The 12,174-nt window shown below is 43.3% G+C and carries 11 protein-coding genes; 10 read left to right on the top strand and 1 reads right to left on the bottom strand.

Annotated elements, in window-relative coordinates:
- The first annotated feature begins 12 nt into the window (after window positions 1-12).
- The 7 genes from nrfD to J0X14_RS11235 all read left to right on the top strand — a co-directional run bounded on the left by nrfD (window position 13) and on the right by J0X14_RS11235 (window position 7,839).
- Window positions 13-1,467: an NrfD/PsrC family molybdoenzyme membrane anchor subunit gene (nrfD, locus tag J0X14_RS11265; protein ID WP_242528000.1), complete on the top strand. Its 1,455-nt coding sequence runs from the start codon at window positions 13-15 to the stop codon at window positions 1,465-1,467.
- 2 nt (window positions 1,468-1,469) lie between these two features.
- Window positions 1,470-1,997: a DUF3341 domain-containing protein gene (locus J0X14_RS11260; protein WP_207097878.1), complete on the top strand. Its 528-nt coding sequence runs from the start codon at window positions 1,470-1,472 to the stop codon at window positions 1,995-1,997.
- A 4-nt stretch (window positions 1,998-2,001) separates the two neighbouring features.
- Window positions 2,002-2,571 (top strand): c-type cytochrome, encoded by a 570-nt coding sequence (locus J0X14_RS11255; RefSeq protein WP_207097877.1) that lies wholly within the window; start codon window positions 2,002-2,004, stop codon window positions 2,569-2,571.
- A 17-nt stretch (window positions 2,572-2,588) separates the two neighbouring features.
- On the top strand, window positions 2,589-3,944 hold the full coding sequence (locus J0X14_RS11250) for a quinol:cytochrome C oxidoreductase (protein WP_207097876.1): 1,356 nt from the start codon (window positions 2,589-2,591) through the stop codon (window positions 3,942-3,944).
- 28 nt (window positions 3,945-3,972) lie between these two features.
- Window positions 3,973-5,031: a cytochrome c oxidase subunit II gene (locus tag J0X14_RS11245; RefSeq protein WP_207097875.1), complete on the top strand. Its 1,059-nt coding sequence runs from the start codon at window positions 3,973-3,975 to the stop codon at window positions 5,029-5,031.
- A 44-nt stretch (window positions 5,032-5,075) separates the two neighbouring features.
- Window positions 5,076-6,890: a cbb3-type cytochrome c oxidase subunit I gene (locus tag J0X14_RS11240; protein ID WP_207097874.1), complete on the top strand. Its 1,815-nt coding sequence runs from the start codon at window positions 5,076-5,078 to the stop codon at window positions 6,888-6,890.
- A 124-nt stretch (window positions 6,891-7,014) separates the two neighbouring features.
- Window positions 7,015-7,839 carry a GIN domain-containing protein gene (locus tag J0X14_RS11235; protein WP_207097873.1) on the top strand — a complete coding sequence of 275 codons (825 nt, stop codon included), beginning with the start codon at window positions 7,015-7,017 and terminating at the stop codon, window positions 7,837-7,839.
- Window positions 7,840-7,844: 5 nt separating this feature from the next.
- Here the strand turns inward: J0X14_RS11235 and J0X14_RS11230 are convergent, their stop codons facing one another.
- Window positions 7,845-10,109 carry an acyl-CoA dehydrogenase gene (locus J0X14_RS11230; RefSeq protein ID WP_207097872.1) on the bottom strand — a complete coding sequence of 755 codons (2,265 nt, stop codon included), beginning with the start codon at window positions 10,107-10,109 and terminating at the stop codon, window positions 7,845-7,847.
- A 109-nt stretch (window positions 10,110-10,218) separates the two neighbouring features.
- Between J0X14_RS11230 and ruvB the strand changes: the two genes are divergently transcribed.
- From ruvB to J0X14_RS11215, 3 genes are all read left to right on the top strand, one after another.
- Entirely contained in the window at window positions 10,219-11,241 is a 1,023-nt protein-coding gene (gene ruvB, locus J0X14_RS11225; RefSeq protein ID WP_207097871.1) for a Holliday junction branch migration DNA helicase RuvB, read from the top strand.
- Window positions 11,242-11,340: 99 nt separating this feature from the next.
- Entirely contained in the window at window positions 11,341-11,703 is a 363-nt protein-coding gene (locus J0X14_RS11220) for a hypothetical protein (RefSeq protein ID WP_207097870.1), read from the top strand.
- A 37-nt stretch (window positions 11,704-11,740) separates the two neighbouring features.
- Window positions 11,741-11,932 carry a c-type cytochrome gene (locus J0X14_RS11215; protein ID WP_410548705.1) on the top strand — a complete coding sequence of 64 codons (192 nt, stop codon included), beginning with the start codon at window positions 11,741-11,743 and terminating at the stop codon, window positions 11,930-11,932.
- Window positions 11,933-12,174: the final 242 nt, after the last annotated feature.

The following is a 12,174-nucleotide window of genomic DNA, read 5'->3' as shown; positions in this document are numbered from 1 at the left end:
AGAAGATAAATTATGGCGTCGCATTACGAAGCACCTATTCGAAAGCCCTTAGTACTCGGAGATAAAGGATACCACGATGTATCCGTGGATATTGCCGCTCCGGTAGAGGGAAAAGCCAACAAACACTGGTGGATTGTATTCTCCATTGCTTTGGTAGCATTCCTTTGGGGTCTAGGATGTATTATTTATACCATTTCCACAGGTATTGGGGTTTGGGGTCTTAACCGAACCGTGAACTGGGCCTGGGATATTACAAACTTTGTTTGGTGGGTAGGTATTGGTCACGCAGGAACCCTGATTTCGGCGGTATTGTTGCTCTTCAGACAGAAATGGAGAATGGCGATCAACCGTTCTGCGGAAGCGATGACCATCTTCTCCGTTATCCAAGCAGGTCTGTTCCCTGTAATTCACATGGGTCGTCCATGGTTGGGCTATTGGGTACTTCCCATCCCGAACCAATTTGGTTCCTTGTGGGTAAACTTTAACTCCCCATTGCTTTGGGACGTATTTGCGATTTCAACCTACCTTTCTGTATCGTTGGTATTCTGGTGGACAGGACTTTTGCCTGACTTCGCCATGATTCGCGATAGAGCGGTAAAACCATTCCAAAAGAAAATATACAGCCTGTTGAGCTTCGGTTGGACAGGTAGGGCCAAAGACTGGCAACGTTTTGAGGAAGTTTCCTTGGTTTTGGCCGGTTTGGCAACACCCTTGGTACTTTCTGTACACACCATCGTATCCTTTGACTTTGCCACATCGGTGATTCCCGGATGGCACACCACCATCTTCCCACCCTACTTTGTTGCGGGTGCGATTTTCTCTGGATTTGCTATGGTGAACACCCTTTTGATCATTATGCGTAAAGTATGTCACTTGGAAGCATATATCACGGTTCAGCATATTGAGTTGATGAACATCGTTATTATGATTACAGGTTCCATCGTGGGATGTGCCTATATCACCGAGTTGTTCATTGCTTGGTATTCCGGTGTGGAGTACGAACAGTATGCCTTCTTGAACAGGGCTACAGGACCTTACTGGTGGGCCTACTGGTCTATGATGACCTGTAACGTGTTCTCACCACAGTTCATGTGGTTCAAAAAATTGCGTACCAGTATCATGTTCTCTTTCTTCATCTCTATTGTGGTAAACATAGGAATGTGGTTTGAGCGTTTTGTGATCATCGTGACCTCATTGCACAGGGATTACTTGCCCTCTTCTTGGACGATGTTCTCCCCAACCTTTGTGGATATCGGAATCTTCATCGGAACCATAGGATTCTTCTTTGTGTTGTTCCTATTGTATTCCAGAACCTTCCCGGTAATTGCGCAGGCGGAAGTAAAATCCATTTTGAAGGCATCAGGGGAAAAGTACAAGAAGCTTCGAGACGCTGGAAAACCATTATATGAAATGCCGGCAAAAGGAGGAAAGACAACTAAAGCTAAAAAATCTAACGATAAAGAATAATTATGGCATCAAAAGTTATACAAGCGCTTTATAATGATGACGATGTGTTGATGCATGCCGTAAAGAAAGTGAGGGCAGAGCACCATCATATAGAGGAAGTGTACACGCCGTTCCCGGTTCACGGTCTGGACAAGGCCATGGGATTGGAGGATACCCGTATCGCTATCACTTCTTTTATGTATGGATGTTTGGGATTGACCGTTGCCATAGTGATGATGAACTACATCATGATTGAGGATTGGCCCCAAGACATTGGTGGTAAACCAAGCTTTAGCTATTTGGCGAACATGCCCGCCTTTGTGCCGATCATGTTCGAGATGACAGTTTTCTTCGCAGCCCACTTAATGGTGATTACCTTTTACCTTAGAAGTAGAATGTGGCCCTTTAAAAAGGCGGAGAATCCAGATGTACGTACAACCGATGACCACTTTTTAATGGAAATTGGCGTACACGATAATGAAAAGGAACTGACCGATTTGTTGTGGGAAACAGGTGCGGTGGAAATAAATGTTACAGAAAAGGAGTCTTAAAACTATGAAGCATTTAGGTAAAATAAGTGTTGTCTTGGTCTTGGTACTGTTGGTTGCAGCTTGCGCCGATAAAAACAGTCCCAACTACCAATATATGCCAAACATGTACGAACCCGTAGGCTATGAAACCTACCAAGGTGTGGACAATGGGTTGTTCCCCGATGGAACATCGGCCATGCTTCCCGTTGAAGGAACCATCTCCAGAGGATATATGCCCTACGAGTTTGAAAATACACCAGAAGGGAAAGAATTGGCCCGTTTAAACCCTAGTCCATTGGATTCCTTGGATATGGAGGATAACATGGTAAAAGGTGCTGAATTGTATGCTATTTACTGTGCCGTATGCCACGGACCCAAGGGAGATGGACAGGGCAACTTGGTAAAACGCGAAAAAATATTGGGTGTTCCCAGCTATTCGGATGCTGCACGTAACATTACGGTAGGCACCACTTACCACACCATTTATTATGGACTGAACTCTATGGGTTCATATGCTTCTCAGTTCGCAAATGAAAAAGAGATGTGGCAGGTGTCCGAATATGTGATGAAATTAAAGGAAGACCTAACAAAATAATTGGATAAGAGTTGATTATGTATACCTTTTCAAACAGACTAAAAATAGGATCTTTCATTGCCATGGGTCTTGGACTTATTTTCCTGGCAATAGGTTTTGTATCCGCACCCTCAACCGTGGAAGAGGCAAAAGCTATTGTAGCATCCGCCCACGGAGATGGCCACGGTGGAGGTCATGCCGAAGCCACCGAAGACCATGGCGGTGATCAAACTCACGGAGAAGCTGCAGCACATGGTAAAGAAGCTTCCCATGATGAAGGTCACGATGCTTCACATGATGAGCATTTGTTGCACCAATTGCAGAACAGACCATGGGCTGCATTATATGTAGCTGCATTTTTCTTCTTTATGATTGCCTTGGGAGTTTTGGCCTTTTATGCTATTCAACGAGCTGCTCAAGCTGGTTGGTCGCCATTATTGTTTAGGGTTATGGAAGGGATTACAGCCTATTTGGTGCCCGGAGGTATCATCGTGTTCGTGATATTGGTGCTTTCCGTTTTGCATATGAACCATATGTTTGTTTGGATGGATTCTGAAGTTGTGGCACACGATGAATTGCTACAAGGAAAAGCGGGTTATCTCAACCCAACCTTCTTCTTGATTCGTGCTGCTATTTTCTTGGGCGGTTGGATTTTCTACCGTGAATATTCAAGAAAATTGTCCCTGGCTCAAGATGAGTCTGATGACAACTCCAACTTTGTAAAGAATTTTAGATGGTCTGCCGGTTTCTTGGTGTTCTACTTGGTGACCGAGTCCATGATGTCTTGGGATTGGATCATGAGTTTAGATCCCCACTGGTTCAGTACGCTTTTTGGATGGTATGTGTTTGCCAGCATGTTCGTATCGGGTATTACCGTTATTGCCATGGTGAGCATTTACCTAAAATCAAGAGGATATTTAGAGGTGGTCAACGACAGCCACATCCACGATTTGGCCAAGTTCATGTTTGGTATCAGTATTTTCTGGACTTATTTGTGGTTCGCCCAATTTATGTTGATATGGTACGCGGACATACCTGAGGAAGTTACCTACTACGTAGCGCGTTTTCAAGACTACAAACTGCCATTTTTTGGCATGTTGGTCATGAACTTTGTGTTTCCATTGTTAGTATTGATGAACAGTGATTACAAAAGGGTAAACTGGTTTGTGATTATGGCCGGTATTGTGGTCTTGTTGGGCCATTATTTGGATATTTTCAATATGGTAATGCCTGCTACCGTGGGAGACCAATGGCATATAGGACTGCCCGAAATAGGTGGAATATTGTTCTTTGGTGGACTCTTTGTGTTCTGGGTGTTCAACACCTTGACCAAGGCTCCGTTATTGCCAAAGCGTAACCCATTTATTGAGGAAAGTAGACATTTTCATTATTAATACGATTTAAGTCTTAGATAGATACACGATGACTGCATTATTAACTTTGACTGTTTTAGTACTGGTGGCAATTGCAATTTGGCAGATGACCAAGATTTTTGAATTGTCCCAACTCAAAACAGAGCACGCTGAGGTAGCAACTGACAATGACAATAAGAACAATGGCTATCTTATGTTTGGTTTCCTGATTTTTATCTACGGAATCACCATATTTAGTTTTGCAAAATATTCCAAGATGTTGCTTCCTGAAGCTTCATCTGCCCACGGTGGAGAGTACGATCAATTGATGTGGGTATCCTTTGCCATCATTTTCTTTGTTCAGTTCATCACTCAGGCCTTGTTGCACTACTTTGCCTACAAGTATCGTGGTGAAAAGGGGAAAAAGGCACTTTTCTTTGCGGATAATGACCGTTTGGAGTTTATCTGGACCATTATTCCCGTAATTGTTTTGGCAGGACTGATTCTTTGGGGTCTATACACTTGGACCAATATCATGGATGTAAATGATGAAGATGACCCCTTGGTAGTGGAACTCTATGCCCAACAATTTAACTGGACAGCTCGCTATGCCGGAGATGATAATGTATTGGGTGATGCTAGCGTTCGTCTAATTGATATTGATCGTGCCAACGTATTGGGATTGGATGAATCTGACCCTAATGGCGAGGACGATGTCATCGTAAAGGAATTGCACCTTCCTGTTGGTAGAAAGGTGAACTTTAAAATGCGATCACAGGATGTATTGCACTCGGCCTACATGCCACACTTTAGAGCACAGATGAACTGTGTTCCTGGAATGATCACACAATTTTCATTCACCCCAACGGTAACTACCGAAGAAATGCGGTTGAATCCCGATGTAGTGGAAAAAGTAAAAAGAACCAATGCGCTTAGGGCACAATGGGCCGCAGAAGGAAGGCCAAACTCTGAACCTTGGGAGTTTGACTACGTACTTCTGTGCAACAAAATTTGTGGAAAGTCCCACTACAACATGCAAATGAGAATAGTGGTGGAGACCGAAGAGGAATTCAACAAGTGGATGGCAGAGCAAAAGACCTTTAAGGTGAGCATGGCACCCGCAGAATAATAGTAAGGCTAGGAAAAGAACCAAAACAAAATTTAGAAGAGATTATGTCAGCTACTGGACACGAACACGGACACGACGATCACGGACATCATCATAAAGAGACCTTTATTACTAAGTACATCTTTAGCCAAGATCACAAGATGATTTCCAAGCAATACCTTATTACGGGTCTCATCATGGGATTCATTGGTATTGCAATGTCATTGCTGTTTAGAATGCAATTGGCTTGGCCAGGGGAGTCTTTCCCTATTTTTGAGGCTTTGCTTGGAAAATGGGCCCCAGATGGTGTTATGGATGCCGATATCTATTTGGCATTGGTGACCATCCACGGAACCATTATGGTGTTCTTTGTGTTGACAGCTGGTTTAAGTGGTACCTTCAGTAACTTATTGATTCCATTGCAAATTGGTGCTAGGGATATGGCATCAGGCTTTTTGAACATGGTATCTTATTGGTTGTTCTTCCTGTCCTCTGTCATCATGGTGATTTCCTTGTTTGTTGAGGCTGGACCTGCAGCAGCAGGATGGACTATTTACCCGCCTTTAAGTGCATTACCTATGGCGCAACCTGGTTCTGGGGCTGGTATGACCCTTTGGTTGGTATCCATGGCCATATTTATTGCCTCTTCCTTATTGGGTTCTTTGAACTATATCGTAACGGTTATCAACCTAAGGACGAAAGGAATGTCAATGACCCGTTTGCCATTGACGATTTGGGCGTTCTTCGTAACAGCTGTTATCGGTGTGATTTCATTCCCAGTGCTACTTTCAGCAGCCTTGTTGTTGATCATGGATAGAAGCTTTGGAACCTCTTTCTTCCTATCGGATATTTTCATCCAAGGTGAAGTATTGCACTATCAAGGTGGTTCGCCCGTGCTATATGAGCACCTGTTCTGGTTCTTGGGTCACCCTGAAGTATATATCGTATTATTACCAGCATTGGGAATTACTTCTGAAGTAATGTCCACTAATGCACGGAAACCCATCTTTGGATATCGTGCGATGGTAGCCTCCATTTTGGCGATTGCCTTCCTTTCAACCATAGTTTGGGGTCACCACATGTTTATTTCTGGTATGAACCCATTCTTGGGCTCTGTATTTACTTTTACAACCCTATTGATTGCGATTCCATCAGCGGTAAAAGCATTTAACTATATCACCACTTTATGGAAGGGTAACCTCCAACTGAACCCTGGAATGCTATTTTCCATAGGTTTGGTTTCCACATTCATCTCTGGAGGTCTTACCGGTATTATTTTGGGTGACAGTACCTTGGATATCAACGTACACGACACCTATTTTGTAGTGGCTCACTTCCACTTGGTAATGGGTATTTCAGCCTTGTACGGACTATTTGCAGGGGTATACCATTGGTTCCCTAAAATGTTCCAAGGTAGAATGATGAATAAGAATTTAGGATATGTCCACTTCTGGATAACCGCAATTTGTGCCTACGGAGTATTCTTCCCCATGCACTTTGTGGGTATGGCTGGTGTACCTCGACGTTATTATGAGAACACAGCTTTCCCTATGTTTGATGAGTTGACAAACGTTCAGGTATTGATGACGGTATTCGCCATCATTGCGGGATTGGCCCAGTTGGTATTCGTCTACAACTTTATCTCCAGTATTTTCTATGGAAAAAGAGGGCCTCAAAACCCTTGGAGCTCCAATACCTTGGAATGGACAGCACCACAAGAGCATATGCATGGCAACTGGCCTGGTGAAATTCCCCATGTATACCGTTGGGCTTACGACTATAGCAAGACCTACGAAAATGGAGAGTACATTATTGCCGGTCAAGATTTTGTGCCGCAGAACGTACCCTTACAAGAAAACGAAGAAGAACTCAACCATTAAGGAGTATCTTTAAAAAATATACGGCCCATCCTTTAGGATGGGCTTTTTTTTTGGTATATGATTGAATCACAATAGTTAGCAGTAATTGTAATATCTTTAGTGCACCATACCCCAAAAAAGAACCATGAAAAAAATACTTGTTGTACTACTGCTTAGCGTTCCCATCATCGCATTGGGGCAACGAAAACCGAGAATAAAAGGAAGTCGTGTTGTAACCGAAGTCAATGAAGAATTGCCCCCGTTCAATGCCATTATTCTTAATGATAATCTGGACATAGTGCTTAAAAAGTCCTTCGGACCAGGGTATGAAATTGTCGCCGATGACAACCTTATCGACATTCTTAAATTTGAAGTACAGGATGGTACTTTGGTCATTAGCTCGTATTATGATGTCACAGCCAAAAAACAATTAGACATCACCGTAACCTACACCGACCTCAGAGCAATTTCTCTAAAGGATGGCAGCATTGTTTCCCAAGATATTATTCAAAGTGATGAGCTCTTTGTGGATGGATTCAACAATACCCGATTGGACATCAAAGCCAGTGCCTCCGTAATGGACATCAATTTGGAAGATACCAGCCATGGTGATTTTAACGTAGATGTGGATTCGCTAAATGTCACTATAGGAAATAGGGCAGATGCCTACGTGTATGCCGTGAACGAAACCAGTTTGGTAGATTTGGAAAATGATGCTTCCTTGACATTGGAAGGAACCTCGAGCACCATTCAAGCTCGCTTGGTTGGCAATTCAAAATACAAAGGGGAGACCATGGAGGTGGGAACCGTTAAAATAACCATGGAAGACGACCCAACAGCCCATATTTATGCCCATGGCGATTTTGAATTGAGTGCCAAAGGAAGGTCTCGGATTTATCTTCACGGGACACCCAAAATCACGATTTTGGAGTTTTTGGATACCGCCCAGTTGATTAAAAAGGACGACTGATCCTATTAGTTTACGATAGGAGCCGTTAAACAATGTTCGGGAATCCCAAAACCATCCACCAATACTTCAATATGAGGTCGTAATTCCGTGGACAGTCGTTCCACACGTTGGCGAATGGCTTTTGATTTGGTTCCCCCAATATAGCCCTGCTCCAAATACCATCGGGCATCCGAATGAATTTGATGTAACGCATAAAGCGTTCCCAATTTTTCCAATAGACTTTTGTATTCCTCATCTTCAACATTGGCACAAAATTCAGTAAATACCGAATAGGCCAGCTCTACGCTGTAGGCTTTTCCCAACGCCAATAAATGGGTCTGCACCTTTAAAAAAGCTTGATAGGAGGGGACTCCTTTTTTGATATAGCTACGAATTCGCATGGCCAAGGTGTAGGTTAATCTTCGGGTGCGATAGTTGAAAGCGTGCTTGTGAAACTTGGGATTATACAAATGCCCTGCATCTACTTTGTTGGAATAAAGTGGATTGATGGCCGTTAATTTATCCGAAAGCTGTGTTTGCAGCAATTTGAGCACCGATGCAAAACCCGCACTGTTGAACTCCGCCTTAAAATCGGAAAGTACACCTTTGGCGGCCAACTGCAATAATACGGTGTTGTCTCCCTCAAAAGTGGTGAAAATATCCACATCGCCCTTTAGGTCGGCTATACGGTTTTCCAATAAGTAGCCTTTTCCTCCACAGGCTTCGCGGCACTCTTGGATAGTCTCATTCGCAAACCAAGTAATCACCGATTTCAATCCTGCTACTTGCGTTTCTATTTCCCGTTTGTCCGGTTGCGATTCGTCACTGTAGCGCTTCATCATTTCCTCCAAGGTAAAATGGTAGACGTAGGCACTGGCCACAGCAGGGGTCAATCGCAGTTGATGGGTAGGATAGTCCATAATCAAATCTTCCTGAACTTTTACGCTATCATTGAATTGTCTCCGATTCAAGGCATATTTTACGGCAACGGTCAAAGCCATCTTGGCACCACCCAGAGCACCTCGGGCCACGCAAATACGTCCACCCACCAATGTGCCCAACATGGTGAAAAAGCGTTTACTTGGATTTTTTATGGACGAATGGTAGGTGCCGTCTGGCTTGATTTCGCCGTATTTGTCCAAAAGATTTTCCCGTGGCACCGAAACATTATTGAACCAAATTTTCCCATTGTCCACCCCATTCAGACCAAGTTTGTAACCGTTGTCTTCAATGATTATGCCTTCAAGTAGTTCGTGTTTTTCGTTTCTGAGGGGAACCAATACAGCATGCACCCCTTCATTTTTTCCGTTCACGATCAGCTGTGCAAAAACCGTCGCAATTTTGGAGTGTAGTGCGTTACCGATATATTCCTTATTATCATTTTTTCCAGGAGTATCGATAATGATGGAGTCGGTGGTTGGGTCGTACGTCGCGGTGGTTTTAATGCCCCGTACATTGGAGCCGTGTCCCGTTTCCGTCATGGCAAAACAACCTAGCAAGTTAGTTGTCCCTGCATCGGATAAGTATTGGTCATGATGCCTTTGGGTGCCCAATTTTTGAATGCTGCCCCCAAAAAGTCCAAACTGCACCCCAAATTTTACGGCAAGACTACCTTCAATAAACATTAAATGTTCAAAAATGGCCGCATAGGCAGGCATGTTTCCCGTTCCACCAAATTCTGAAGGATAGGCCATGGCTCCGTAGCCTTTTTTGCCCAAGACCTGGACCTGTTCCAAGATTTTGGCCCGGAAATCCTCTTTTTTTCTTCGGATATCCCATTTAAAGATGGGTTGATTCAAGAAGCTTCGGAATTCATCCACCACCAATGCATGGGGACCTTTCAATAAATGATCCAGAATGTTGGCATTATACTGGTCCGAAGTTTTTTCATGAACCACATCAACCTCAAACAAATGATTGTAATGGTTCGGTTGAATCCCCAAATTGATTTCGATATGTTTGAGATTTTCATTGAAGCCCAAACCATCGGTTTGCAAATTGACCAAACGCTGGCTAAGCGATGTTAGCGGGTACGTATCACTTTCAATGAGCTTGACCTGAGAAGTGGAAATGGCTTGCTTCCAAGTTTTTATTTCGTCATCCGTTGGAGGATTTTCCCGATTCAACCAAAACCGCAACTGCTCTTTTTCATTGGAATCCAAGGAAGTGTCTTGTTCAATGGTGTTTTCAACAACGGAGATTTCAGAAACCGATAAAAGGTCATCCGACCAAATGACATAGAAAAAAGGGATATATTGTAAAATTCCAAGGGAATACTCTGTGGTGACCATAAACTGAAGGTTGAGGCAAAGCCTGCTATTTCGTGATAACTAAGGTAAGACTTAGATTTTTAAGATGTGCCTTCAGGCTCATGGGCTTTTCAACTATATTTGTTAAGCGATGAATGAAAATTTAGACCCAACTGCCGAGAATTTTTCCCAAGAAGAGCTGGATATCGAAAGAGCGCTCCGGCCCATCACTTTTGATGACTTTACCGGTCAGGCACAAGTGCTGGAAAACCTGAAAGTATTTGTTGAGGCTGCCAATTTACGGGGAGAAGCTTTAGATCATACCCTTTTTCACGGCCCTCCTGGATTAGGAAAGACCACCCTTGCCCATATCTTGGCGAATGAACTTGGCGTTGGCATAAAAGTGACTTCGGGCCCGGTTTTGGACAAGCCCGGTGATTTGGCCGGACTGCTCACTAATTTGGAAGAGCGGGATGTTTTGTTCATTGATGAAATCCACCGACTTAGTCCCATTGTGGAAGAGTACCTCTACTCGGCCATGGAGGATTACAAAATTGATATCATGATAGAGACGGGCCCCAATGCCCGAACGGTCCAAATCAATCTAAGCCCATTCACGTTGATAGGGGCTACCACGCGCTCTGGGTTGCTCACCGCACCCATGCGGGCACGATTTGGCATTCAAAGTCGGTTGGAATACTATAATACCGAATTGCTTTCCACCATTGTGGAACGAAGTGCTGAAATTTTAAAGGTGCCCATCAGTCAAGATGCAGCCATAGAAATTGCGGGTAGAAGCAGGGGCACACCAAGAATTTGCAATGCATTGCTACGAAGAGTAAGGGATTTTGCCCAAATCAAAGGGAATGGAAACATCGATTTGGATATCTCCCAATTTGGCCTCAAAGCCTTGAACGTGGATGCCCACGGTTTGGATGAAATGGACAACAAAATCCTAACCACCATCATTGACAAGTTCAAGGGCGGTCCGGTGGGTATCACCACCTTGGCCACAGCAGTTTCGGAAAGTGCGGAGACCATAGAGGAAGTTTATGAACCTTTCCTGATTCAACAAGGGTTTATCATGCGCACCCCAAGAGGGCGTGAGGTAACTGAATTGGCTTATAAACATTTGGGAAGGATTAAAGGTGGTGGTCAAAATCAATTGTTTTAAAATTTAAGCATTTTGTACAGTTGGCAAAGCAAATTGTACAATTGTAAATTTCTGTGTTTTTCTTGTTTGTAATATTGCCGCGATTTATTCGTAAAAACAATGAGAACACAAAGAAATCTTTCTAAAATTCTAGGCTTATTAGGCCTATTAATCCTTCTTGTTTCATGTCAACAGAAAAAGGAAAAACCCCTTGAGGAAATAGTGGAAAATCAACTTCCACCTATAGATTTGGTTGCACATGGAAAATATATGGTAGATGTTTTGGGTTGCGCGGATTGTCACACTCCAAAGAAAATGACCGATATGGGTCCGGTCTTGGATATGGAAAAATATTTAATGGGCTATGATTCTTCCCAAGAGATGCCCCCTGTGCCTGAAAACGTCCCTATTGGACCATGGGTTCTTTTTAAGGGAGACCTAACAGCGGCCGTGGGACCTTGGGGGAACCTCTTACTCGGGTAACTTAACGCCACATGGAACAGGAATTGGCAATTGGACATTGGAGCAATTTACCAAGGCATTGCGTGAGGCCAAGTTTAAAGGAATGGACAATACTCGACCAATAATGCCACCCATGCCTACAAACTACGCTAACCTTAAGGATGAGGATATTGTGGCAATTTTTGCCTATCTGAAGTCAATCAAACCCATTGAAAATGTGGTTCCAGGTTACCAACCACCAACCTCATAGTTGTAGTTTTTCACAAAATTCATCAATCAAAAAGAAAACGGGGCCAACTGCTCCGTTTTGTCTTTATAGCTTTTAGTGAATTCCATGAGTCAATGAGTCAAAATCCATACTTATTTTTAAAAAATAACATGCTTGGAGAGATGCAGTATATGGAAAACCATTTTGATAAGCGCTTGGATAAAATGAGAGAAGGAGCGCTGTTCTAATTACTGATTGTCCTCGCAAAGGGCAAATAACCTACC

It is taken from the genome of Allomuricauda sp. CAU 1633 (assembly GCF_017313225.1).
Taxonomy (GTDB): domain Bacteria; phylum Bacteroidota; class Bacteroidia; order Flavobacteriales; family Flavobacteriaceae; genus Flagellimonas.
The sequence above is the reverse complement of the archived record's forward strand: the minus strand, read 5'-3'. Positions and strand labels throughout refer to the sequence as shown.